The sequence below is a fragment of the Klebsiella oxytoca NBRC 105695 genome (assembly GCF_001598695.1).
Classification (GTDB): Bacteria; Pseudomonadota; Gammaproteobacteria; order Enterobacterales; family Enterobacteriaceae; genus Klebsiella; species Klebsiella oxytoca.
Genome location: NZ_BCZK01000006.1, coordinates 176,924 through 201,815, shown reverse-complemented (window position 1 = coordinate 201,815; position 24,892 = coordinate 176,924). Strand labels below are relative to the sequence as shown.

24 protein-coding genes are annotated in these 24,892 nt (G+C 54.2%); 11 read left to right on the top strand and 13 right to left on the bottom strand.

Going from position 1 to position 24,892, the window contains the following annotated elements:
* Nucleotides 1–8: 8 nt before the first annotated feature.
* A complete protein-coding gene (locus KO1_RS12595) occupies nt 9–932 on the bottom strand; it encodes a LysR substrate-binding domain-containing protein (protein WP_004100468.1) in 924 nt (307 codons plus the stop codon).
* Between the two features lie 341 nt (nt 933–1,273).
* On the opposite strand from KO1_RS12595, the gene KO1_RS12590 reads away from it, so the two are divergent.
* The 5 genes from KO1_RS12590 to rhlE all read left to right on the top strand — a co-directional run bounded on the left by KO1_RS12590 (nt 1,274) and on the right by rhlE (nt 6,921).
* Nucleotides 1,274–2,605 carry an MFS transporter gene (locus tag KO1_RS12590; RefSeq protein WP_016808146.1) on the top strand — a complete coding sequence of 444 codons (1,332 nt, stop codon included), beginning with the start codon at nt 1,274–1,276 and terminating at the stop codon, nt 2,603–2,605.
* Nucleotides 2,606–2,655: 50 nt separating this feature from the next.
* Nucleotides 2,656–3,405 (top strand): SDR family NAD(P)-dependent oxidoreductase, encoded by a 750-nt coding sequence (locus tag KO1_RS12585; RefSeq protein ID WP_004100470.1) that lies wholly within the window; start codon nt 2,656–2,658, stop codon nt 3,403–3,405.
* Nucleotides 3,406–3,418: 13 nt separating this feature from the next.
* Nucleotides 3,419–4,264 carry a transketolase gene (locus KO1_RS12580; protein ID WP_004100471.1) on the top strand — a complete coding sequence of 282 codons (846 nt, stop codon included), beginning with the start codon at nt 3,419–3,421 and terminating at the stop codon, nt 4,262–4,264.
* Complete coding sequence (locus tag KO1_RS12575; protein ID WP_024273948.1) at nt 4,264–5,256, top strand: transketolase family protein; 993 nt, start codon at nt 4,264–4,266, stop codon at nt 5,254–5,256. The genes KO1_RS12580 and KO1_RS12575 overlap by 1 nt, the downstream gene beginning before the upstream one ends.
* A 300-nt stretch (nt 5,257–5,556) precedes the next feature.
* Complete coding sequence (rhlE, locus tag KO1_RS12570; protein ID WP_016808143.1) at nt 5,557–6,921, top strand: ATP-dependent RNA helicase RhlE; 1,365 nt, start codon at nt 5,557–5,559, stop codon at nt 6,919–6,921.
* A gap of 114 nt (nt 6,922–7,035) precedes the next feature.
* On the opposite strand, the gene KO1_RS28185 is transcribed toward rhlE, so the two are convergent.
* Nucleotides 7,036–7,146 (bottom strand): small membrane protein, encoded by a 111-nt coding sequence (locus KO1_RS28185; protein ID WP_224226336.1) that lies wholly within the window; start codon nt 7,144–7,146, stop codon nt 7,036–7,038.
* 459 nt (nt 7,147–7,605) lie between these two features.
* On the opposite strand from KO1_RS28185, the gene dinG reads away from it, so the two are divergent.
* The gene (gene dinG, locus KO1_RS12565) at nt 7,606–9,750 is read left to right on the top strand and encodes an ATP-dependent DNA helicase DinG (protein ID WP_023320613.1); all 2,145 of its coding nucleotides are present in this window, start codon (nt 7,606–7,608) and stop codon (nt 9,748–9,750) included.
* Nucleotides 9,751–9,792: 42 nt separating this feature from the next.
* Nucleotides 9,793–10,761 (top strand): DNA-binding protein YbiB, encoded by a 969-nt coding sequence (gene ybiB, locus KO1_RS12560; RefSeq protein WP_004100479.1) that lies wholly within the window; start codon nt 9,793–9,795, stop codon nt 10,759–10,761.
* A 132-nt stretch (nt 10,762–10,893) separates the two neighbouring features.
* On the opposite strand, the gene ybiJ is transcribed toward ybiB, so the two are convergent.
* From ybiJ to KO1_RS12545, 3 genes are all read right to left on the bottom strand, one after another.
* Nucleotides 10,894–11,154, bottom strand: coding sequence for a DUF1471 family protein YbiJ (gene ybiJ / locus KO1_RS12555; RefSeq protein ID WP_004100481.1), 261 nt, complete (start codon nt 11,152–11,154; stop codon nt 10,894–10,896).
* A gap of 285 nt (nt 11,155–11,439) precedes the next feature.
* Complete coding sequence (locus KO1_RS12550) at nt 11,440–11,706, bottom strand: DksA/TraR family C4-type zinc finger protein (protein WP_004100483.1); 267 nt, start codon at nt 11,704–11,706, stop codon at nt 11,440–11,442.
* Between the two features lie 245 nt (nt 11,707–11,951).
* Nucleotides 11,952–12,566 carry a flavin reductase family protein gene (locus KO1_RS12545; RefSeq protein ID WP_004100485.1) on the bottom strand — a complete coding sequence of 205 codons (615 nt, stop codon included), beginning with the start codon at nt 12,564–12,566 and terminating at the stop codon, nt 11,952–11,954.
* Nucleotides 12,567–12,662: 96 nt separating this feature from the next.
* Here KO1_RS12545 and rlmF point away from each other — a divergent pair, with 96 nt between their 5' ends.
* Nucleotides 12,663–13,577, top strand: coding sequence for a 23S rRNA (adenine(1618)-N(6))-methyltransferase RlmF (gene rlmF, locus KO1_RS12540; protein ID WP_024273949.1), 915 nt, complete (start codon nt 12,663–12,665; stop codon nt 13,575–13,577).
* Here the strand turns inward: rlmF and ybiO are convergent.
* The 6 genes from ybiO to rhtA form a co-directional block, all read right to left on the bottom strand.
* Nucleotides 13,572–15,782, bottom strand: a complete 2,211-nt coding sequence (gene ybiO, locus KO1_RS12535) for a mechanosensitive channel protein (protein WP_024273950.1) — start codon at nt 15,780–15,782, stop codon at nt 13,572–13,574. The genes rlmF and ybiO overlap by 6 nt on opposite strands.
* A gap of 111 nt (nt 15,783–15,893) precedes the next feature.
* On the bottom strand, nt 15,894–16,616 hold the full coding sequence (gene glnQ, locus KO1_RS12530; protein ID WP_004111590.1) for a glutamine ABC transporter ATP-binding protein GlnQ: 723 nt from the start codon (nt 16,614–16,616) through the stop codon (nt 15,894–15,896).
* A complete protein-coding gene (gene glnP / locus KO1_RS12525) occupies nt 16,613–17,272 on the bottom strand; it encodes a glutamine ABC transporter permease GlnP (RefSeq protein ID WP_004100490.1) in 660 nt (219 codons plus the stop codon). The genes glnQ and glnP overlap by 4 nt, the downstream gene beginning before the upstream one ends.
* 133 nt (nt 17,273–17,405) lie before the next feature.
* Entirely contained in the window at nt 17,406–18,152 is a 747-nt protein-coding gene (glnH, locus tag KO1_RS12520) for a glutamine ABC transporter substrate-binding protein GlnH (RefSeq protein WP_004100491.1), read from the bottom strand.
* A 375-nt stretch (nt 18,153–18,527) separates the two neighbouring features.
* Nucleotides 18,528–19,031 (bottom strand): DNA starvation/stationary phase protection protein Dps, encoded by a 504-nt coding sequence (gene dps / locus KO1_RS12515; RefSeq protein WP_004100493.1) that lies wholly within the window; start codon nt 19,029–19,031, stop codon nt 18,528–18,530.
* Between the two features lie 216 nt (nt 19,032–19,247).
* Entirely contained in the window at nt 19,248–20,135 is an 888-nt protein-coding gene (gene rhtA / locus KO1_RS12510) for a threonine/homoserine exporter RhtA (RefSeq protein WP_023320617.1), read from the bottom strand.
* A gap of 351 nt (nt 20,136–20,486) precedes the next feature.
* Between rhtA and ompX the strand changes: the two genes are divergently transcribed.
* A complete protein-coding gene (gene ompX / locus KO1_RS12505; protein WP_004100497.1) occupies nt 20,487–20,999 on the top strand; it encodes an outer membrane protein OmpX in 513 nt (170 codons plus the stop codon).
* A gap of 70 nt (nt 21,000–21,069) precedes the next feature.
* On the opposite strand, the gene KO1_RS12500 is transcribed toward ompX, so the two are convergent.
* Entirely contained in the window at nt 21,070–22,647 is a 1,578-nt protein-coding gene (locus KO1_RS12500) for a phosphoethanolamine transferase (RefSeq protein ID WP_064406939.1), read from the bottom strand.
* Between the two features lie 267 nt (nt 22,648–22,914).
* Nucleotides 22,915–23,040, bottom strand: coding sequence for a manganase accumulation protein MntS (gene mntS, locus KO1_RS12495; RefSeq protein WP_004100500.1), 126 nt, complete (start codon nt 23,038–23,040; stop codon nt 22,915–22,917).
* 182 nt (nt 23,041–23,222) lie between these two features.
* Here mntS and mntR point away from each other — a divergent pair, with 182 nt between their 5' ends.
* Together mntR and KO1_RS12485 are read left to right on the top strand one after the other, a co-directional pair.
* A complete protein-coding gene (gene mntR, locus KO1_RS12490) occupies nt 23,223–23,696 on the top strand; it encodes a manganese-binding transcriptional regulator MntR (RefSeq protein WP_004100501.1) in 474 nt (157 codons plus the stop codon).
* Nucleotides 23,693–24,799, top strand: a complete 1,107-nt coding sequence (locus KO1_RS12485; protein ID WP_023320619.1) for an anion transporter — start codon at nt 23,693–23,695, stop codon at nt 24,797–24,799. The genes mntR and KO1_RS12485 overlap by 4 nt, the downstream gene beginning before the upstream one ends.
* Nucleotides 24,800–24,892 lie beyond the last annotated feature (93 nt).

Sequence of the window (24,892 nt, the reverse complement as noted above, 5' to 3'; positions counted from 1 at the left end):
ATCGACGATTAGATATGAAATCCCTCATGACTGAGCTCTTCGGCAACCCAGTTAAAAAAGATCTTCACTTTCTCTTTTTGCTCGTTAGGGTGCGGCAAAACGAAGTGATGGGCGTTAACCGGCATACTCGCGTCGCTGGAAAAAACCGGCTCGAGGTGCCGTTGCCGAACGCTCTGACCGGCCAGCAAATTACTTTCAAGAATAATGCCCATACCCATGCGTGCGGCCTCAATGCTCATATAGGAACGGTCAAAATTAAAAATAAAGCTTTTATTCCAGCCGCGAACCTTGTGCCAGGATAACCAGTTGCTCCAGCCGATCAGCGTGCTGTCGGAGTGGATAAGATCGCAGGTCAGTAAGTCTTCAATGGTCTGAACTTCGCGGCTGGCTAAATAAGTTGATGAGCTATAGGGGAGCATGCGTTCATTTTTTATGGTTTTGACCACCAGAGTCGGCCATTGTGAGAGCCCATGGCGAATATCGATATCAATATTATCGCGGGAGAACTGGATACTTTCATAAGAGCAGGTCAGGCTAATTTTAAGCTCGGGCCAGGCCTGGCGAAATTTGTTCAGGCGGGGCATCAGCCACAGGAGCCCAAAGCTGGGCGCGGAGTGAATGCGTAAATAATCCTGATGGATATCGTTAATCACCTGATTGGTGGCCTGGCCAATAATATTTAACGCTCCGGAAACCTCTTTAAGATATTTTTCACCAATTGCGGTTAACACCATGCCTTTACTGCTGCGGGAAAATATTTTCTTTCCGAGATACTGTTCCAGGCTGGCTATCTGATGGCTGACCGCTGAGGCCGTAATATTGAGATGCTCTGCGGCCAGATTGAGACTGCCGGTATCCGCCACTTCAATAAATGCCTGAATATTGCGTAAGGAGGGCATCGGTAAACTTTTATTTTGCAGCGGCTGATTCATCATTTCTCCAGCAAATAGAAAATGCCTGGTGGTATTATTTTTACTTCGCAAGAAGCTACGCTCGTCCTTATCTCCACAATGGCACATCAGCATAACATAGAGACAAAATAAGTAATGGCGTAATTCGTGATGAAGTTAACAGTTTTAGGGCGAGGGATGCCAGGCAACATAATTCGCAGGAATTTGCGTGCAGTCACGAAGCAAATTTTTCTCACTCATAATTGAGGTTTTTTGAATACCCTTTCCTTTTTGGGTTGTTATATTGCAACCACAGGCCTGATACCAAGGCGCGATGCGGTAAGGTTCGCGACAAAAACATAAAACAATAATGAGGATACCCTATGTCACGTATAGATACTGTTGTCTGTACTGACGCCAGGAAAACAAAATATCGTTTCGTGGTTTTGACGATGATTTTTCTGGTGTATGCCATAAATTACGCTGACAGAACGAATATCGGCGCGGTGCTGCCGTTTATCATTGATGAGTTTCATATCAATAACTTTGAAGCCGGGGCCATCGCCAGCATGTTTTTTTTGGGCTATGCGGTAAGTCAGATCCCGGCAGGATTCTTTATTGCCAAACGCGGTACCCGGGGGTTGGTTTCGCTATCCATTTTCGGCTTTTCCGCTTTTACCTGGCTGATGGGCACCGTGAGCTCCGTTTTTGGTCTGAAAATGGTGCGTCTGGGACTGGGTCTTAGCGAAGGGCCGTGCCCGGTAGGACTGGCTTCAACCATTAACAATTGGTTCCCGCCGAAAGAGAAAGCCACGGCGACGGGCGTTTACATTGCAGCTACCATGTTTGCGCCGATCATCGTTCCGCCGCTGGCGGTGTGGATTGCGGTAACCTGGGGGTGGCGGTGGGTCTTTTTCTCCTTTGCGATACCGGGGATTGTGGCGGCGATAGCGTGGTACCTGTTGGTTAAGTCAAAACCCTCGGAGAGCGGATTTGTTTCACCAGCCGAACTGGAAGAGATCAATGCCGGGCGTGAAACCGATGATAACCTTGTGCGCGAAAATATCTTAATTGCCAATCGTTTTACCTGGCTGGATAAAATTATTCGAGTGAAGAAAATGGCGCCTATCGATACGGCGAAAGGATTATTTACCTCAAAAAATATTCTCGGTGACTGTCTGGCCTATTTTATGATGGTTAGCGTACTGTACGGATTATTAACCTGGATCCCGCTGTATTTAGTCAAAGAGCGCGGTTTTGATGTGATGAGCATGGGCTTTGTGGCAAGTATGCCGTGCATCGGCGGTTTTATTGGCGCGATCGCCGGAGGGTGGATTTCAGATAAAGTATTAGGTCGTCGGCGTAAACCCACCATGATGTTTACCGCTATTTCAACGGTGGTCATGATGTTAATCATGCTGAATATTCCAGCGAGTACCCTGGCGGTCTGTATTGGTTTGTTCTTCGTCGGCTTTTGTTTAAATATCGGCTGGCCGGCTTTTACCGCTTACGGTATGGCCGTTTCGGACAGTAAAACCTATCCGATCGCCTCTTCTATTATTAATAGCGGTGGCAACCTTGGCGGATTTGTTGCCCCGATGGCTGCGGGATTTTTACTGGACCAGACCGGCAGCTTTAATTCTGTATTTACTTATTTTGGTATCTGCGCAGCAATTGGTTTGCTGGTTATTCTCTTTCTCGATGAGCCACAATAACGGAAATATATCCTGTTAATTAATATGACGTAATGTCATGGAGTAAAAATATGTTATTAAAAGATAAAGTCGCCATTATTACTGGCGCGGCCTCCGCACGCGGTTTGGGTTTTGCTACCGCGAAGTTATTTGCCGAAAACGGCGCTAAAGTGGTCATTATCGACCTCAATGGCGAAGCCAGCAAAGCCGCGGCGACGGCATTAGGCGAAGGCCATCTCGGGCTGGCGGCAAACGTCGCCGATGAAGTTCAGGTTCAGGCGGCAATGGAACAGATTCTGGCGAAATATGGTCGGGTAGACGTGCTGGTGAATAACGCCGGTATCACCCAGCCGCTGAAGCTGATGGACATTAAACGTGCCAACTATGACGCGGTATTGGATGTCAGCTTGCGCGGTACGCTGCTGATGTCGCAGGCGGTTATCCCGGCGATGCGGGCGCAAAAATCGGGCAGCATTGTCTGTATCTCGTCGGTTTCCGCCCAGCGCGGCGGCGGTATCTTCGGCGGCCCGCACTACAGTGCGGCAAAGGCCGGAGTGCTTGGCCTGGCGCGAGCGATGGCCCGCGAGCTGGGTCCGGACAACGTCCGCGTCAACTGCATTACCCCGGGGCTGATCCAGACCGATATCACCGCCGGTAAGCTGACCGACGAAATGACGGCCAACATCCTCGCCGGAATCCCGATGAACCGCCTCGGCGATGCGGTTGACATCGCGCGCGCCGCGCTATTCCTCGGCAGCGATCTCTCTTCCTACTCTACCGGTATCACTCTTGACGTAAACGGCGGCATGTTAATCCACTAAGCGAGGCAAGCAGATGAAGATCACCGAAGCACAAAAAGTCGCCGCGGCGGCGTGGCGGATTCGCCGCTATGCCCTGCGCATGGGGGAGGTTCAGGGTCAGGGCTATATCGGCCAGGCATTAGGCTATGCGGATGTGCTGGCCACCGCGTTCAGCCACGCGATGACCTACCGTCCACAAGAGCCGCAGTGGGAAGGTCGCGACCGCTTCCTGCTCTCTCACGGCCATTACGCCATCGCCTACTATGCGGCGCTGCTGGAGGCGGGAATTATCCCGGAAGAGGAGCTGGAAACCTACGGTTCTGACGACAGCCGCCTGCCGATGTCGGGAATGGCGACCTACACCCCGGGGATGGAGATGTCCGGCGGCTCGCTGGGGCAGGGGCTCTCTATTGCCGTCGGGATGGCGCTGGGGCTGCGGCAAAAAGGGAGCGCATCCTGGGTCTACAACTCCATGTCGGATGGGGAGCTGGATGAAGGTTCCACCTGGGAAGCGGCGATGTCGGCGGCGCATTACGGCCTGACGAACCTGATCAACATCGTTGACGTGAATAAACAGCAGGCGGACGGCGATTCGCGCAAAATTCTCGGCTTTGAGCCGCTGCATGAAAAATGGGCCGCCTTCGGCTGGTACGTGCAGCGCGTCGACGGTAACGATCTGGCGGCGGTGATGGCCGCCTTTGATAACGCGAAAAATCATGCGGGCAACCAGCCGCGGGTCATCTTATGCGACACGTTGATGGGTAAAGGGGTCCCGTTCCTCGAAACCCGGGATAAAAACCATTTTATTCGCGTCGATGCCGATGAGTGGCAAAAAGCGATTGCGGTGCTGGACGCCAACAAACCGGAAGGAGTGCTGTAATGAGCCAGAGTAAACCACGTTTAAAAACGTCCGCGATGATCGCTTCTATTGCTGACGAAGGTCAGGCGACGATTCCGGCACCGTTTGGCGTTGCGCTCTCGAAGCTGGCGGCGCAGCGACCGGAAATCGTTGGTATGACCGCGGACCTGTCAAAGTACACCGATCTGCACATTTTCGCGCAGGCTTTCCCGGATCGCTTTTTCCAGATGGGAATGGCGGAACAGCTGCTGATGGGGGCGGCGGGAGGAATGGCGAAAGAGGGATTCATTCCCTTCGCCACCACCTATGCCGCTTTTGCTACCCGCCGCGCCTATGATTTTATTCATCAGGTCATTGCCGAGGAGCATCTCAACGTGAAGATCTGCGCGGCGCTCCCGGGCCTGACCACCGGCTACGGGCCGAGCCATCAGGCAACGGAAGATCTGGTGATTATGCGCGGCATTCCCGGCATGGTCATCGTCGACCCATGCGATGCGCTGGAGATAGAGCAGGCGGTACCGGCGATTGCCGACCATAACGGTCCGGTATATATGCGCCTGCTGCGCGGTAAGGTGCCGCTGGTGCTGGATAAGTACGACTATCAGTTTGAGCTGGGCAAGGCGAAGCTGCTTGAGGATGGCAACGATGTGCTGATTATCTCTTCCGGGCTGATGACCATGCGCGCCCTCGAGGCGGTCGAAAAGCTGCGGGCCGATAATATCAGCGCAGCCGTACTGCACGTGCCAACGATCAAACCACTTGATGAAGAAACGATCATTGCACAGGCCTCGAAGCCCGGTCGCCTGGTGGTTACTGCCGAGAACCATACTTCGGTTGGCGGACTGGGGGAGGCGGTTGCCGCGTTGCTGATGCGCAAAGGCGTGCGCTGCGAGCTGGATACCGTTGGCTTGCCTGACGAATTCCTGCTGGCCGGCGCGCTGCCGACCCTGCACGATCGCTACGGTATTTCCACCGCGAGGATGGTCGAAAAAATTAAGTATCGCCTGCGTTAATTGCTTTCGCCGCCGCGTCCTGCGGCGGCGCTTCTCTGCTTTTGTTCGCGGTTTCCCTGTCGAGGCATTAAACGTGCTATTTCGGGGACGCCTGGCGCGAAGCGCCATCGCCGCTTCTCATCGACAAAACGGGGAGCTGTCGTTTGTGAGACAGAGGATTCTTTTCGGCAGATTTTATGCGGTTCGTCACAAAATCTGCTAGACTGCGCAACTTCATGGCATTGTGGTTTTTGCCATCTCTTTCGCAATAATCTCCCTGAAAACTACGCCTGTGACGGGCCGGGGCGGTTCGGAGTTGTTATGTCTTTTGATTCCCTTGGCCTGAATCCTGAAATCCTGCGCGCCGTCGCTGAGCAGGGCTACGTAGAGCCAACCCCTATTCAGCAGCAGGCTATCCCGGCAGTATTACAGGGCCGCGATCTGATGGCCAGCGCCCAGACGGGTACTGGCAAAACGGCGGGATTTACGCTGCCGCTGCTTCAGCACCTGATCCAAAAAGAACCCCACGCCAAAGGTCGTCGCCCGGTGCGCGCCCTGATCCTGACCCCGACGCGCGAGCTGGCGGCACAGATTGGCGAGAACGTCCGGGATTACAGCAAATACCTTAACGTTCGTTCGCTGGTGGTTTTCGGCGGCGTAAGCATTAACCCACAGATGATGAAGCTGCGCAGCGGCGTCGATATTCTGGTGGCAACCCCTGGCCGTCTGCTGGACCTTGAGCATCAGAACGCCGTGAGCCTGGACAAAGTCGAAGTGCTGGTGCTGGATGAAGCCGACCGTATGCTGGATATGGGCTTTATTCACGATATTCGCCGGGTGCTGGCGAAGCTGCCGGCAAAGCGGCAGAACCTGCTGTTCTCCGCAACTTTCTCCGACGACATTAAATCACTGGCGGAAAAGCTGCTGCATAACCCGCTGGAAATCGAAGTCGCCCGCCGTAACACCGCTTCTGAGCAGGTGAGCCAGCTGGTGCATTTTGTCGATAAAAAGCGCAAGCGCGAGCTGCTGTCGCAGATGATCGGCGAAGGTAACTGGCAGCAGGTTCTGGTCTTTACCCGCACCAAACACGGCGCAAACCACCTGGCGGAACAGCTCAATAAAGACGGCATCCGCAGCGCCGCTATTCACGGCAACAAGAGCCAGGGCGCGCGTACCCGAGCGTTGGCTGATTTTAAATCCGGCGGCATCCGCGTGCTGGTCGCAACCGATATCGCCGCGCGCGGTCTGGATATTGAAGAGTTGCCGCACGTGGTGAACTACGAGCTGCCAAACGTGCCGGAAGATTACGTGCACCGTATTGGTCGTACCGGGCGCGCTGCGGCAACGGGCGAAGCGCTGTCGCTGGTCTGCGTAGATGAACATAAGCTGCTGCATGATATCGAACGCTTGCTGAAGAAAGAGATCCCGCGCATCGCCATTGCGGGTTACGAGCCGGATCCGTCGATCAAAGCCGAGCCGATTCAGAACGGTCGCCAGCAGCAGCGCGGCGGCGGTCGTGGCGGTCAGAGCCAGGGCCGGAGCGGCCAGGGACGTGGTGGTCAGGGACAAGGTCGTGCCCAGCAGGCTGCTCCGCGTCGCACCGATGGCGAAGCGCCGAAAGCGCGCACTCAGGACGGTAAGCCTCCTCGCCGTCGCCGCCCGCGCAAACCTGCTGCGGCTGAGTAAAGTTGTTCTGGCTGCGGTGGGGAAATCTACCGCAGCTTGTTCCTTTGAGAACACATCGCGATTAAAATTTAACACTCTCCCGCTAAGTCTGACTTCAATGTTGCCGCTCGCTATTTATCTTTTATGAGATCTTACTTTTGGCAATGAACTATTTTTACGATTTTTGCAATAACTAACAAAGTTATAACCTGCAACTATCAAAAGAATGACAGATACTAATAACATTAAAAAAGCAACCATATATACCCTCAATAATTTACAGACCCTGCGGGTTCATAAAGCAGTATACGGATTAGCGTTTAAGATATAATATATTATGAGTGTAGATATTCTTAATGTATCTGAAATTAAAGGATTAATTTTAATTTCACGGTCTTTTTGACGATATTTTTCGGAATTCGTTTAGATGATTTTAAACATCTTCATGTTTTTTTGAATGCCCATAAAGTTAAATTGATAGCGATTTTGGTGACTGTGCTGGTATTTTGAAAATTATATTCAGCCCGGATAAAATAACGTTATGACACATTATTCATTAAGTGGATGTCGAGCGTTGGTTGTGGCTGCATAAACCGACTTCAACCTGATTCTGCGAGACCGCTTCCTGTTTGCCGAAAAAGGGATACCTCCCTCCCGGCAAAAATGGCACAATAGTGGCTGTTTATACAGTATTCAGGTTTTCTCATGGCTTTGACCGCAGCGCTGAAAGCGCAAATCGCCGCCTGGTATAAGGCGCTTCAGGAACAAATTCCTGACTTTATTCCCCGGCCTCCGCAGCGGCAGATGATCGCCGATGTGGCGAAGACGCTCGCCGGAGAAGAGGGGCGGCACCTGGCGATTGAAGCGCCGACCGGGGTCGGCAAAACCTTGTCGTATCTGATCCCTGGCATTGCTATTGCCCGCGAAGAGCAAAAAACGCTGGTGGTCAGCACCGCCAACGTTGCGCTGCAGGACCAAATCTACAGTAAAGATCTGCCGCTGCTGCGCAAAATCATCCCCGATCTGCGCTTTACCGCCGCCTTTGGCCGCGGGCGCTACGTCTGCCCGCGTAACCTGGCCGCGCTTGCCAGCACGGAACCGACGCAGCAGGATTTGCTGGCCTTTCTTGATGACGAACTCACGCCTAACAACCAGGCGGAGCAGAAGCTGTGCGCAACGCTGAAAGCGGATCTCGATAGCTACAAATGGGACGGCCTGCGCGATCATACCGACAAAAACGTGGATGATTCTCTGTGGAGCCGCCTGAGCACGGATAAAGCCAGCTGCCTGAATCGAAACTGTCATTATTATCGCGAATGTCCGTTCTTTGTCGCCCGACGGGAAATCCAGGAAGCGGAAGTGGTGGTGGCGAACCATGCGCTGGTGATGGCGGCTATGGAGAGCGAAGCGGTGCTGCCGGAGCCGAAGCATCTACTGCTGGTGCTTGATGAAGGCCACCATCTGCCGGAGGTCGCCCGCGATGCGCTGGAAATGAGCGCTGAAATTACCGCCCCGTGGTATCGCCTGCAGCTGGATTTGTTCACTAAGCTGGTTGCAACCTGCATGGAGCAGTTTCGCCCTAAGACCACGCCGCCGCTGGCGAATCCCGAACGTCTGACTGGACACTGCGAGGAGCTGTTCGAGCTAATCTCCTCGCTGAATAATATTCTCAATCTCTACATGCCGGCCGGCCAGGAGGCGGAGCATCGCTTTCCGATGGGGGAACTGCCGCAGGAAGTCATGGAGATCTGCCAGCGGCTGGCGAAACTCACCGAAACGCTGCGCGGCCTGGCGGAGCTGTTCCTTAACGATCTGGGCGAAAAAACCGGCACGCACGATGTGGTGCGTCTGCACCGGGTTCTGCTGCAGATGAACCGCGCGCTGGGGATGTTTGAAAGCCAAAGTAAACTGTGGCGGCTGGCGTCGCTGGCGCAGTCCTCCGGCGCACCGGTGACTAAATGGGTTACCCGCGATCTGCGCGATGGTCAGATGCATATCTGGTTCCACTGCGTGGGGATCCGCGTCAGCGATCAGCTGGAAAGGCTGCTCTGGCGCAGCGTCCCGCATATCGTCGTCACCTCTGCGACGCTGCGTTCGCTGAACAGCTTCTCTCGCCTGCAGGAGATGAGCGGGCTGAAAGAGAAAGCCGGAGATCGCTTTGTGGCGCTGGATTCGCCCTTCAACCACGTCGAACAGGGTAAAATCGTCATTCCGCAGATGCATTATGAACCGCTTATCGATAACGAAGAGCAGCATATTGCCGAAATGGCCGCCTATTTCCGTGAACAGGTCGAGAGCAAAAAGCATCTCGGCATGCTGGTGCTGTTCGCCAGCGGAAGAGCGATGCAGCGTTTTCTCGAGCACGTGACCGATCTGCGCCTGCTGCTGCTGGTTCAGGGCGATAAGCCCCGCTACCGACTGGTGGAGCTGCACCGCAAACGCGTTGAAGGCGGCGAGCGCAGCGTACTGGTTGGGCTGCAATCCTTTGCGGAAGGTCTGGACTTAAAAGGCGAGCTGTTAAGCCAGGTGCATATCCATAAGATAGCTTTCCCGCCGATAGACAGCCCGGTGGTGATCACCGAAGGTGAATGGCTCAAAAGCCTCAACCGCTATCCGTTCGAAGTCCAGAGCCTGCCCAGCGCGTCATTCAACCTGATTCAGCAGGTGGGGCGCCTGATCCGCAGCCATAGCTGCTGGGGAGAGGTGGTGATTTATGATAAACGTCTGTTAACCAAAAATTACGGTAAGCGCCTGTTGAACGCATTACCCGTATTTCCGATAGAGCAGCCTGCCGTCCCTGAGGTTATAGTAAAAACGAAAGCAAAACCGACGCGTCGTAAGCGGCGATAGTGGTGCAATGTCGACGATGTGAGAAGCTCAGAGGAGCCTGCAATGGACTACAGCAAGATTATTAAAGAAGTCGGGCGCGGAAAGAACCACGCCCGCGACCTGGATGTGGAGACAGCCCGCGCGCTCTACTCGCGGATGCTTAACGGCGAGGTGCCTGAGCTTGAGCTCGGCGGCATTCTTATCGCTCTGCGCATTAAAGGCGAAGGCGAAGCGGAGATGAAGGGCTTCTATGAAGCGATGCAGGCGCATACGATTAAGCTGACTCCGCCGGTCGCCAAACCGATGCCCATTGTGATCCCCAGCTATAACGGCGCGCGTAAACAGGCAAACCTGACCCCTCTGCTCGCCGTCCTGCTGCATAAGCTCGGCTTCCCGGTCATCGTCCACGGCGTGAGCCACGATCCGACCCGCGTGGTGACGGAAACGATTTTTGAACTGATGGGTATCCCGGCGACGCTTCACGCGGGTCAGGCCCAGGCGCGATTGGATAGCCATCAGCCGGTTTACGTTCCGGTCGGCGCATTTTGCCCACCGCTGGAAAAACAGCTGGCGATGCGCTGGCGCATGGGCGTGCGCAACAGCGCCCACACGCTGGCCAAGCTGGCGACACCCTTTGCGGAAGAGGCGGCGCTGCGCCTGTCGAGCGTTTCACACCCGGAATACGTCGGCCGGGTAGCGAAATTCTTTGCCGAAATCGGCGGGCGGGCGCTGCTGATGCACGGTACCGAAGGGGAGGTTTACGCCAACCCGCAGCGCTGTCCGCAGATTAGCCTGATTGATGCATCTGGTATGCGGGTGGTAAATGAACGACAGGATAGCGTAGCCGCGCAGGCACTCGCCCTGCCGGAGTCAAAAGATCCTGAAGTCACCGCCCGCTGGATTGAGCGCTGCATCGTCGGGAGCGCACCGCTACCGCAATCATTGCGAATTCAGTTGGCCTGCTGTCTTGTGGCCACCGGCGCCGTTCCGTCTCTTGAACAGGGCCTGGCAAAGGTGGCTGAGCGCTGGTAACCGTAGCGGCAGGCAAAAAAAAGCCCGTCCAGTGGCGTGGACGGGCAAGGCAAGGGTATTAAAGGATCTTACAGGGTTAAAACAGTGGCATTACAGGGTGTGGCTACAGGAAATAGCGGCAAGTAGCGGCGATTATTTGTAGATAACCGCGGTACCGCTAAGTTTGTTGTTGCTGTTAGCTGAGGTGATGCTATAACCGGTCGCGCCGGCAGCCTCTGCTTTTTCAGCCAGTTTAGCTTCCAGTCCATCCAGCGTCGTCGCGCCTTCAGCGGAAACTACACCAATTTTATTCATGCTTTCTGCCTGAGCCGAGGTCACCGGCTGGGCGGCGAATGCGCCAAAAGAGAGAGCGGAAAGGGCGATGGCAGCGGCAGCAAATTTCATGTTTTTCATAGTTAATCTCTCGCAGGTTGTTCTGTTCAGGGGACGATGTTGCGTCGATGTGATAAGTATCACGGTTTTTTACGGGAGATAAAATCGAAGGAAATTAACAGTGTCCATCGAATTTTTTGAATAAGTATTAATTTATTGAATATTAATAAATTATTTTGGCCGGGAAAAGCAAAAGCCGTGAGGATGAAGTTCAGAGGGCTTTAAGGGCACATATTGCCACGCCGCTTGCCAAAAAACGTGCGCGAAAAGATAACGCGATATACGGTAATGAACGGTAAATATTGGTCAACGAAGCTGGCTATCTTTGGAACCTCTACGATTATATCCTGAAAATGTATTGTTATGTAAATCTTTCTCCTGCTGGCATTTTATGCAGTATTTCACGCCCGCGACCGCGCGCTGACGCGCTTCGGGGATCGGTTCTCCGCATTCTTCACAAAATTTGTTGCTCTCACCCGATGACAGCTCATTTCGCGCCCGTGCAATCGCGTCATTGATAGTGCTATCGATTTGTTCCTGCACCGCGTCGTCATTTGCCCAGCCTGAAGCCATAGCCCACCTCGCTATCTCGTCTTTCTTTAGTATAGGAAATATGGGGGCAAAAAATGACCAGACAAGGAGTCATGCTCACTGCAGAGAAAATCCAGGGGTGAGGCAGTGGAGAGAGGGATACTGAAAGGGCGTTTGCGCGCAGGCCTCCGCCGGGGAGGTTAAAGGGATGATAACAGGCGGATAAAAAGCCGCTTCCCGACCAGCCCGGCGGCGAGCTTGCCGGTCGGGGGAGTAGGAATAAACGTCTAGCGGGCGTCCGGACGCACAAGGTCAAAGCGCAGGCTTTCATCAATGGCGTAATAGGCGCTGGGGCCGCCCGCGCGTAGAATCGGCTGAGCTCTTGCGGTCTGGTAAATCCCGTCCTCCAGCAGCGACTCATCAATATGCACTGCCACAACTTCGCCCAGCACCAGCCAGGTGTCAACCGCCAGCCCTTCGGCGGTGGTTAACTGGATGCATTGCGACAGGCGACACTCAAAATTGACCGGACTTTCGGCTACCCGGGGGGCGCTGACGAGACGGCTGGCGGCGGGAGTGAGCCCGGCGCGGACAAATTCATCTTCGTGACGCGGGATACTGGCAGAGGTTTCGTTCATCGCGACCGCCAGGGGGCGGGTGGCGAGGTTCCAGACGAACTCTTTGGTCTCAACGATATTCTGCACGCTATCTTTCCAGCCGCTGCTGGCGAAGCCAATAATCGGCGGCCGATAGTTAAAGCAGTTGAAAAAACTATACGGCGCAAGATTATGCTGGCCGCTATTATCCACGGAAGCTATCCAGCCGATAGGCCGTGGTCCGATAATCGCGTTAAGCGGGTCGTGCGGCAGCCCGTGTCCTTGCGAAGGTTGGTAGAAGTACATACGACACTCGTGACAAATAAAGAAGATATCCAGACTCACTTATTTACCGCGCCGCCGTCAACGGGTATCTTACGCGGCTGTTCAAAGGAGAATGCCATGAAAGCCCAGAAACCGGGGTTACACCCGCGTAACCGTCACCATCAACGCTACGATCTGCCCGCGCTGTGCCAGGCCCATCCTGAGCTGCAGGCCTTCATCACCCTTAATCCGGTGGGTGAGCAGACTATCGACTTTGCTAACCCGCTGGCGGTGAAGGCGCTGAATAAAGCGCTGCTGGCGCATTTTTACGCGGTGAAACACTGGGATATTCCCGACGGCTTTCTCTGCCCGCCGGTGCCAGGCAGGGCGGACTACATCCATCACCTCGCCGATCTGCTGGCGCTGGATAGCGGGACGATCCCGGCCAACGCCAGCATTCTCGATATTGGAGTTGGCGCAAACTGCATCTATCCGCTCATTGGCGCGCACGAGTACGGCTGGCGCTTTACGGGTAGCGAAGTGAACGCCGAGGCATTCGCCAGCGCCCAGGCTATCATCAACGGCAATCCTGGGCTCACTCGCCAGATCCGTCTGCGTCGTCAAAAAGACGCCAACGCGATTCTGACCGGCATTATTCATAAATATGAGACCTACGACGCGACCCTCTGCAACCCGCCGTTCCATGATTCCGCCGCCAGCGCGCAGGCGGGCGGTGAGCGTAAACGTCGCAACCTGGGACTGGGCGAGGAGAGCGTGCTGAACTTTGGCGGCCAGCAGCAGGAGCTGTGGTGCGAAGGCGGCGAGGTGGCCTTTATTACGCAGATGATTGAAGAGAGCAAGCCGTTTGCTCGTCAGGTTAAATGGTTTACTTCGCTGGTTTCTCGCGGCGACAACCTGCCGCCGCTATATCGCGCTCTGACCGACGTCGGCGCGGTGAAAGTGGTGAAGAAAGAGATGGCCCAGGGGAATAAGCAAAGCCGCTTTATCGCCTGGACCTTTATGGATGAGGCCAAACGTCGCCGCACGCTATAACGTGGGCTCGGCGGGGGCAGGCGGTCCTGCGGGTGCTGGCATCGGCAGAACCTGATAAGTTTGTACCGGCGCCCGCACGCCTGCGAGGTCAAAATGCCTTTTCACCTGCGTATCGAGGGCGAATCTGACCGTCCACTGCTTGAGCGGCAGGGTGGTAAAGGTGACGCGCAGGGTGAAGGCGGTATTGCTTAAGCCTACCACGCCGGTGAAGGATGGCTCGCCAATGATAAGCCCGCGAATCTCTTCCTGCGCCATCACTTCCGTGACCGCATCCTTCAGCGCCTGGTTAGCCTTATCCAGATCTTCATGCCGGTCAACGTCATAGTTGGCCACCACCGAGCCGATTCCGCGTACGAAGTTGGCGAAGGTGGTTATCGAAGACCACGGAATAATATGGTAAGCGCCGGTATCCTGACGGACGCCGACGGAGCGAATCGACATGCGCTCCACCGTCCCGGTGAGCGGTCCGATCGTCACCAGGTCGCCGGTATTCATACCGTTCTCGAACTGAATAAAAATGCCGGTAATAATATCTTTGACCAGGGTCTGCGCGCCAAATGAAATTGCCAGGCCCAGCGCGCCGGCGCCGGCCAGCAGCGGGGCGATATTCACCCCCACTTCCGAAAGCAGGATCATAATGGTAATAGTGCTGATCACCACCGCCAGTGCGTTGCGAAACAGCGTCAGCAGCGTTCGGGCGCGGGCGCTGGGCAGCGGGCGACCGTGAATGTCCGATGCCAGCCGGTTTTCAATCAGGCTGGCGAGCAGCGTCCAGCCAATCGCCGAGAAGAACAGGATCAGCGCGATACGAATCAGCACATCAACCGCTTTTTGCCCGCTGCCGTTATGCATCCACTGCCAGAAATCGAACAGCCCCCATGCGCTGAGCAGCAGCATAATCGCCACGCAGACCGTCAGGATGCGCGCGGCCTTCAGCGATGCGGAGATCCAGCCGTTAAGCCGTTTTTGCAGTTCAGGATAGTTACGCTGGGTTTCCGGCGACAAGGTGATGGTTTTCGCAATCCAGCGCGACAGAATACCGGAGACCAGCGCGGCGGCGCCGACGATGGCCAGGCTGCGTAGGGTCGCGCCCATCATAAATTTCAGGCTGTTACCGGGGTCGAACAGCGAGAAGAAAAACAGCACGATGAAATAGGCGCAGGCCAGCCAGTGCCACACCAGAGCAAAGGCGCGGATAAACAGGCTAAAAAAGGCCAGCGATCGGTCGGCAAGATGGATAAGCCCTTGGGTAATTAACTGCTTATTGTGGAATATCAGATACAGGGCCCAGAGCGTAATGCATAGCATAATGACCACATTGGCCAGCGCCCCGAACTGCACGTTGACCTGGTTGGAGATAATTGGCACCGCAACGATCAGCCCGTAGCCAATCAGGCTGCTGAGCGCGCTGAGGCGCAGATTCCAGTATTTTGCCGCTTCATCGCTAAGGTTAAACGGGCGTAGCTCCGGGATGCGTGGGCAGAAAATCAGCCGCAGAATGGCTTTGAAAAACTCGATCAGCGCAAAGGCATTGAGAAACAGACTTTGCTGGAAGGCGATAGTGGGATTATTACCGTTCAGGCGATCGCTTAATAGCTGGCCAACAAACAGCGTCAGGGCCAGCAGAAGCAGGTCGAAAATAAATGCGCCGGCAATCGTGGCCGGCAGCTGTAGCCAGTTGCTGCGGTCGCGGTTTTTATGTCGTCCCCAGTGCCCCATTTTGCGATACAGCGGCAGGGCAGCCAGGCGTACCAGCCACCAGAATGCAAAGACCAGACCACCAAGCAGCAGGAAATGCCAGGCGGCGCTGATGAACGATTGCGAATTAAATGGTTTGTGCGGAGAGCCGGTGATGTTGCGCCATAGCTGAGAGAAGCGCGACGAAAGCTGTTCGCCATATTCACGACTGATCTGAGTGACGTTTTCCAGCACCGTCGTTTCGTCTTTAATTTCCGGCGGCGTCAGCGTCGGGGTACTGTCCGGCGGCGGCGTGGCGGCGGCTTTACGCAGCTGATCGATAAGCTCCTGGCGGGCATCGGCGTTTTCAAGCACGTCGGCCAGCGCGCCGTAGGCCGCTTTTTTCTGCGCCAGATCGGGTTCGCTACTGCTGGAGTGGTCCGTTGTGGTTGCCGGAACGCCGGGCAGCGTCGCGGCCCATAGCGGAGCGGTGAAGAGTAAAGCGAGCAGGAACAAAATCCGCGGCACAGGCACCTCCATTGCATCTCAAACCGTTAAGTATAGAAGACGAGATCCGGAGCGCGAGGTTGGGATGATTCTGGAAAGCGGCTCTCCCGCGAAGGGAGAGCCGGGCTGGGGTCAGGCGACGTGCTGTAAAAACTCCCGCAGACGCGGGCTTGGTGGGTTGTTGACCAGCACCTGCGGATCGCCATCTTCGGCAATGCGCCCTTTATCGATAAAGATCAGGCGGGAAGCCACTTTTTCGGCGAAGCCGATTTCGTGGGTGACGATGACCATGGTCATGCCTTCTTCAGCCAGATCCTGCATCACTTTCAGTACTTCATGACGCAGTTCGGGATCGAGCGCGGAAGTTGGCTCATCAAAAAGCATCATTTTAGGTTTAACCGCCAGCGCCCGGGCAATAGCTACGCGCTGCTGCTGGCCGCCTGAAAGCTCGGAAGGGTAGTGGTGCGCGCGTTCCGCGAGGCCCACTTTTGCCAGCAGATCCTTCGCCAGTTTTTCCGCCGCCGCTTTATTGGCGCCGCGTACGCGCAGCGGGCCAAACATCACGTTTTCCAGCGCGGTCAGGTGCGGGAACAGATAAAACTGCTGGAACACCATCCCGGCCTCCTGGCGAATCAGCCGCTCATCAACCTTCGGGTCGTTGACCTTCAGACCATCGACGATCAGCTCGCCGCTGGTAATCTCTTCGAGTTTGTTAATACAGCGCAGCAAGGTCGATTTACCGGAGCCGGACGGCCCGATAATCACCACGACTTCGCCCTGGTTGATCTTCAGATCGATATCATGCAGCACTTTGGTTGGGCCAAAGTGCTTGGAAACGTTTTTAAATTCAATCACAGGATTTTCATCCTTCTTTCAAGACGACGCAGAACAAAGCTCAGCACCAGGGTGATGATCAGATAGATAACCGCAACGGCGCTCCAGATCTCCAGCGCGCGGAAGTTACCGGCAATAATTTCCTGGCCCTGGCGGGTCAGCTCGGCTACGCCGATGACAATAAACAGCGAGGTGTCTTTAATGCTGATAATCCACTGGTTGCCCAGCGGCGGCAGCATACGGCGCAGCGCCAGCGGCAGGATTACGTAGCGAATAGTTTCGCGACGAGAAAGACCCAGGGCGAGGCCGGCTTCCCGGAAGCCTTTGTGAATCGACAGCACCGCGCCGCGGGTAATTTCCGCAATATAGGCGCCCGAGTTGATCATAATGGTGACTACCGCCGCGGAGAACGGGTCGATACGTAAATCGCTAAAGGCCATCGGCAGAGCGAAGTAGATGAACATGACCTGCACCACAATCGGGGTGCCGCGGATGATTTCAATAAAGACCAGCGCAATGTGGTTGGCAATCCAGCCGCCGAAACAGCGGGCGAAACCGGCTACCAAACCGATTATCAGACCGCCGACCAGGCCGAGGACCGAAATCCACAGCGTCATTTTGGCGCCTTCCAGCAAAATGGGGATGGCGGGCCAGATGGCACTCCAGTCAAACTGCATAATATGTTCCTGTTACCGTGTCGAAAACAGAGGAAATTCCTCTGAGAAAACTATTCAGGCCTGCTGACGGGTAGCCCGGAAAGCTCCAGGTCTACCAGACCACAGCAGGCCTGGAAGAGAGCATCGCTAATTATTATTTAGGTTCAGTACCGAACCATTTTTTATAAATTTCGTTATAAGTGCCGTTTTCACGCAGAGTTTTCAGCGCGCCGTTCACTTTTTCACGCAGCTCGTCGCTACCTTTCGGGAAAGCGATACCGTAGTTTTGCGCTTCCAGCGAGTCGCCTACCGCTTTGAACTTACCGTTACCTGCGGTTTTGATGAAGTAAAGGATGTTTGGCGTATCGTGCAGAACCGCATCGGCGCGCCCGGTACCGAGTTCCATATAGGCATTATCGATGTTCGGGAACTGGCGCAGATCTTTGGTTTTGATATTGGCTTTCGCGTAATCTACCGAGCCGGTACCGCCCTTCACGGCAACCACTTTACCGTTCAGGTCTTTGACATCCTTAATTTCGTTATTATTTGCGTTCACCATCACCAGAAGCCCGCTTTTGTAGTAGCCGTCAGAGAAGTCGATGGCTTTTTTACGCTCGTCAGTGATAGTGATCCCCGCCAGCGCGAGGTCGATGTTTTTCGTTTGCAGCGCCGGAATAATACCGCTGAAGTCCATTGGCTTCAGGGTGTAGTCAAGCTTCAGCTCTTTTGCGATGGCAGCCCACAGGTCAACGTCGAAACCGACGTACTTATCGCCCTGTTTAAATTCGAACGGAACAAACGCCGTGTCGGTAGCGACAACCAGTTTTTTATCAGCGGCGTGAGAAGAAACCGCAAAAGCCAGGGTCAGTGCAGCCAGTGAAACTTTAAATACAGACTTCATAGCATTTCCTTTTATATCCACGGGACGATCCCCTGCGAGAACGAGTTGCCTTATGAAAAAATCATGCCAGTTTTACAACCTGTTGTTTTATAACAACCAGGATAATTCCTGCTGCACGATTTTGATAAGGGATAACGTTAAACGCACCGATATGGGGCGCTATTTTGGTGCATCATAAGCGCATCGCATAACAAGTGCATTTTTAACGCAAACCCTGATGTTAAAACAATCTTGATGTAACGATTGTGTGAGGTGATTATTACAATTGATTTACTTTGGCGCGTATTTTGACCAATCTCATGCACTAATGTGGTGCGAAGCGGGGCGTGGGGAAAAGAAATAAAAAAGCCGCCAGCGTGGCTGACGGCAGTTGGCTTACTCGATATTCGCTTCGATGAACCACAGGAACTGATCCAGGTCGCGGGAAGCGGCGGTAAAGATATCAGCGGTATCTTCATCTTTTGCTTCGTCGATGGCTTTACGCACATCGTTGGCGACGATGGCATAGCGGTCGGCCAGCTCTTTCAGGTGGTCCTGGACGCTATGGATATCCAGCGGATAGCTTTTCAGCGGGCTCTTGCTGTTAATGACCTGAGTGGTACCCAGCGCCACGCCGCCAAGCTGGACGGCACGTTCAGCCATGGTATCAAGGTGGTTGACGAGCGCGGTGCGGAAGCCGTCCAGCATCTCATGAACGGCAATGAAGTTTGCACCGCGCATATTCCAGTGAGCCTGTTTAGTAATCAGAGACAGGTCAATGAACTGGATCACCTGGCGATTCAGCAGCTCAACGGTCGCTTTCTTCGCGCTATCTGCGACGTCGTTACGGGTATAGAGCAGATTCGTTGCTTTAGTTTTAACCAGTTTTGCGGTACTCATAATGTCATATCCTCTTGATATTTGTACTCGTCATACTTCAAATTCGAATTATTCGGAGCGTCTCATCCCAATAACTTGCGGAATTAAGTATAGCAACGGATTTGAGCTTTGCAGCGGCGGTAGTCTCTATCGGTCTGATAGCGCAGGGCTGTTGGATTGGCAAAAATCTTTATGAATCAAAGGCCCTGACTGGTTTTCTTGCTCAGGGCCTGTTCTTTAACTGATGTCGACTTTCTGAATTTTTGTCTCCCGGCGCATTGTCAGCGTCGAGCCCATTGATGCCAGAATGATCGCCCCGAGCGCCAGGGTCTGGGTTGCAGTTAGCGTTTCACCAAGAAACACCATGCCGGAAAGCGCGGCCAAAGCGGGCTCCATGCTCATCAGGGTGCCAAAGGTCTTGCTGGGCATGCGGGTGAGGGCCACCATCTCCAGAGAATAGGGCAGAGCAGTGGATAAAATGGCGATCCCAAGGCCCGGTAACAATAGTCCCCACTGAAATAGCGTATCGCTGGCCTGAATCATCCCCATCGGCACGAAGACCAGCGCAGCAATGAGCGATCCCATGGCGACCGTGGCAGGACCATGCTCTTCCCCTGCGCGCTGGCCGGTGAGAATGTAGACCGCCCAGCAGGCGCCGGCGCCAAGCGCCAGCAGCGCGCCGATGGGATCGATCTGGGCAACGCTTTGCCCCAGCGGCAGTAGAAACCAGAGTCCAAGCACCGCCAGCGCTACCCAGACGAAATCCAGCGGGCGGCGGGAGCCAAAGAGCGCCACCGCCAGGGGGCCGGTAAATTCCAGCGCGACGGCAACGCCTAGCGGAATGCGCTGAATTGATAAATAGAACAGGTAGTTCATCGCGCCCAGCGACAGGCCATAGAAGAGCAGCGGCAGACGCTGCTCCGGCGCAAAGCGAAGACGCCAGGGTTTGAAAATAACCACCAGGATGAAGGTACCGAGAGCCAGGCGCAGGGCGGTAACACCGGGCGCGCCGACGAGCGGAAACAGCGATTTGGCCAGCGATGCGCCACTCTGAATGGAAATCATGGCGATTAAAATAACCAGTATCGGCAGCCATGCCGGTACTTTGCGGGACGAGCCGGGCATCCTTTCTCCTGTCAATTTTGTCAAATGCGGTAAAGGTTCCAGTGTAAATGAATTACCCCGCGCCGGTTGAGCTATTGTTGAAAAAAAGGGGAGTGAAAGCAGTACAATAGCGCGGGGGCGAAGATAAATTCACCAGAAGATTAGGAATAATCTGGATACACGTCGGGTGCTTTATAGGCCTTAATAGGTCTATATTTGTAAAAAAGGTTTGTTTTCCAGTTTGTTATAGAAACGTAGAAACCTTTAGTTACATGAAAAAGTACGTTAGACAATGTAAAGTGAAAAGAGTTTCCCAAAAGTTTTTGTTATATTTAAGACTTAGGACTTATTAGAAACACATTTGAGGTGGTTATGAATAAAATTGCACGTTTTTCAGCACTGGCCGTTGTTCTGGCTGCATCCGTAGGCACCACTGCTTTCGCTGCGACTTCTACCGTTACCGGTGGTTACGCTCAGAGCGACATGCAGGGCGAAGCTAACAAAGCAGGCGGTTTCAACCTGAAGTACCGCTACGAGCAAGACAACAACCCGCTGGGTGTTATCGGTTCTTTCACCTACACCGAGAAAGATCGTTCTGAGTCTGGCGTTTACAAAAAAGGCCAGTACTACGGCATCACCGCAGGTCCGGCTTACCGTCTGAATGACTGGGCAAGCATCTACGGCGTAGTAGGTGTTGGTTACGGTAAATTCCAGAACAACAGCTACCCGAACAAAACTGACATGAGCGACTACGGTTTCTCTTACGGTGCTGGCCTGCAGTTCAACCCGATCGAAAACGTTGCTCTGGACTTCTCCTACGAGCAGTCTCGCATTCGTAACGTTGACGTTGGCACCTGGATCGCTGGCGTAGGTTACCGCTTCTAATCACTTCGGTGATATAAAAAATCCGCCTCCATTGGGCGGATTTTTTTTGCCTGCGACTTACGCGCCATCGTTAATTGACGGTGAACGCGTCGGTCCCCAGATGGGTGTAGTCGACCTTCTTCAGCTGGAAGTTGGTGATGTAGATAGGGCCAGCCTTCTGCTCTGAGATAAAGCGATAGCGCGGGGTGATCTCCTGAGCGCTGATACCGGTCCACTGCGAAAAGAAGCTGAGAAAGTCGTTGGCGGAACGTCGCGCTTTAATGATCTTATGCGCTTTATCATCGCTGGAGATCACCATAAACGGCACCTGGAAATTCTGCTGGTACTTATCGTCGTGTGCCAGATACTGCACCTCTTTCCCGCGCTCCTTAAAGGCCAGACCGTGATCGGAAAAATAGGTCATCGAGAAGGTTTCCCCCGAATTCTGTAGCTGAGTATAAAGATTGCTCAACAGCGTATCGGTTTGCGTCATGGTGTAGAGATAGCAGGAGGTCTCTTTCGACTGCACGAAAACGGCGTATTTGCCTTTGGTGCGATCGCAGGCCTGCGGGTGTGAGCCCATCAAATGCAGGACGATTAGCTGCGGCTGGGTACGGCGGGTGGCAAGCACCTGCGCGGTCAGCTTTAATAGCTGCTCATCCTGAGTGTTTTTGTTGGCCTCAAAATCGCCGTTTTTAAGGAACTGAACTTCGTCTGCGCGTTTGGCGATACTGGCAATCGCCGTATCATATTCACCAATTTGCCCCTGATTTGAGAACCACCAGGTTTGAAAACCGGCACGGTTGGCGAGGGTGACAAAGTTATCCTGAAACTGCGGTTTGTCGTCGACCACCCGGTTCAGGGTCAAACCGAGGGATTTCTGCGTTGAACCGCTGGCGGCGATATAGTCGTTGAATAAATAGCCTTTGACCGAGCTGGCGAACGGCGTATTGTCCCAGTGGCCGCCAAAGGCGCCGAGCGCATCACGGCGCGCGCTCTCTCCGATAACCACCACGTACAGATGATACTTTGGCTTTACCGCCAGCACGTGCCAGCTGTCTTTCATATTCGCCAGCTGCGCCATCCGCGCCTGCTCATCCAGTATTTCACTATTATTCACCACCACATCTTTAACGAAGCGGACGGCAGGGTAGCCGGTATCGATGACCTTAAAGACGCCGCCCCAGGCAAGGTTTTGCACCGGTTGCAGAAAGAAAATAGCGATGCAGAACAGCAGTCCCAGCGTATCTGTTTTCCCCCAGCGCGCCGGCGCTTCCGGTTTGCGGCGCACGGCAATCACCCCGAGCGCAAAGATAAACACGGCCAGCAGATAGCTGTACCACGGGAAAATGGTGAGGATTTCGGTGGACTCTTCGATGTTCGTGGCGTGCAGCGCCAGCAGCGTGTTGAAATTCGGCGCGCCGTAGGCCTGGCCAAACGGATAGTACATGGCCGCCAGCAGTGAATAGACGCCAACGACTACTTTTTGCGCGCGCGGAAAGCTCCGCCACAGCAGATGCAGCACGCAAGTAAAAGCAACGGTATAGAGCAGACTAAACTCATAGCCCAGCGCCAGGTTAATAAACAGCGATTGTAAAAAGTAGAATCCTGTCCATGGGTTCAGTACCGGCCTGCGGGCGACCAGCGTTTCTTTCAGCGTGACATTCATAGTAAACAATCAAAAAGAGCCATGTGTATCCCCTGGCATCAAGGGGTAAAACCTGCTGGACAGTGCGTGAAGAGGGTCTCTGCGAGCCGCAGTAGTGGCAGGGCTGACAAAAGATAGGGCTTGCAAATGGTAAGGTCAACAGTCCATAACGGATTGTTTTGGGAGAAAGCTTACAAAACTTGAAAAAAGTCGCTGAAGCGCTGAGTAATCAGCCAGTGTGGCAGGAATTTGTGGCAGAAAAATGAAGCGGCGTACCGCGACGCCGCATTAGTTGTTGGGTTTATCCTGCTGCGGTTTGCCGTTGATCAGATCGCACAGCATCCCGACAAGCATTAACCGCACTTTAAAAGGAGAATGGGTAAACACGTTTAAGCACCTCTTGAATTCATTCATATCGACCTCCTGTAACTTCGTCCTTCGCTCCTTGAAGGATGTGTGTATTACATACAGATATAGCACAGGCTATATTTTATAGCTATGGCTAAAACGTTAATTTTTTGTTCTCTGTGCGCGATCCATTACAATGGGGATCCTTTTATATGATGCTTGATGCGTCACAGGAATGAGGAAGCACAATGAACCGTCGCGCAGGTAAGCCAATAACAAAAAAAGTGACGCAGCTAGTGAATGTCGAAGAACACGTTGAGGGATTTCGTCAGGTACGCGAGGCGCATCGTCGGGAGTTGATTGATGACTACGTGGAGCTGATTTCCGATCTGATAATGGAAGTGGGCGAAGCCCGCCAGGTGGATATGGCCGCGCGGCTTGGGGTGTCGCAGCCAACAGTTGCCAAAATGTTAAAAAGACTGGCCAGCGTTGGGCTGATCGAACAGATCCCCTGGCGGGGGATCTTTTTAACGCCTGAAGGCGAGAAGCTGGCGCATGAAAGCCGCGAACGTCACCAGATCGTGGAAAACTTTTTACTGGTGATTGGCGTTAGCCCGGAGATTGCGCGTCGCGACGCCGAAGGTATGGAGCACCACGTCAGCGAAGAGACGCTGGCGATGTTTAAACAGTTTACCCTCAAGCAGGGGTCATCGGGAGAATGAACCTCGTCTTTGTTCAGTCGCTGATCCGCGACCGCTTTCTACACCTGCTGCTGGTTGTCGGCGTTGTTTTAAGCTTCTTTGTACCGTTTGCCCCTGCAGGCTGGCTACACGCCATTGACTGGCATACGATTATCACCCTTAGCGGGCTGATGCTACTGACCAAAGGCATTGAACTGAGCGGCTTTTTTGACGTAATAGGGCGCAAAATGGCGCGCCGCTTCGTCACCGAGCGCCAGCTGGCTATATTTATGGTGCTGGCGGCCGCGCTGCTATCCACCTTCTTAACCAACGATGTGGCGCTGTTTATCGTTGTGCCGCTCACGCTGACCCTGAAAAAATGGTGCGCTATTCCGACCAGCCGGTTAATCATTTTCGAAGCGCTGGCGGTGAACGCCGGGTCGTTGTTAACCCCTATCGGTAATCCGCAAAATATCCTGCTATGGGGGCGCTCCGGCCTCTCATTCCCGGCCTTTATCGGCCAGATGCTGCCGCTGGCAGCAGCGATGATGATGACACTGCTTGCGCTGTGCTGGTTCTGTTTCCCCCCCAGGCATCTCAATTATCAGAGCAGCGACAGGGCGCCCTCCTGGCGGCCAAAGCTGGTCTGGAGCTGCCTGGCGTTCTATGTCGTCTTTTTGACCGCCCTGGAGCTAAAACAGGAGCTGTGGGGACTGGCGCTGATCGCGCTGGGTTTCCTGCTGCTCGCGCGGGCGGTGATCGTTAACGTCGACTGGACGCTGCTGCTGGTGTTTATGGCGATGTTTATCGATGTTCACCTCTTGACCCAGCTCCCCGTTCTACAGCATGCGCTTAACGGCGTTGGCCAGCTCTCGGCGGGAGGGTTGTGGCTGACCACGATTGGTCTGTCGCAGTTTATCAGCAACGTTCCGGCAACTATTTTACTGCTCAACTACGTTCCGCCATCGGCGCTGCTGGCCTGGGCGGTTAACGTCGGCGGATTTGGCCTGCTGCCGGGCTCCCTGGCCAACCTGATTGCGCTGCGCATGGCTGGCGATCGTCGCATCTGGTGGCGCTTCCATCTCTATTCGCTCCCCATGCTGCTGTGGGCGGCGCTGGTGGGATACGGCCTGCTGCAGCTCTGATATTCAGAGAATTGGGCAAGAAACGGACAGAAACGCCACATTCGCGTTCTCCTTTTCCGGGGTATAACTCTCTTCACGGCAGTGAATCACCCT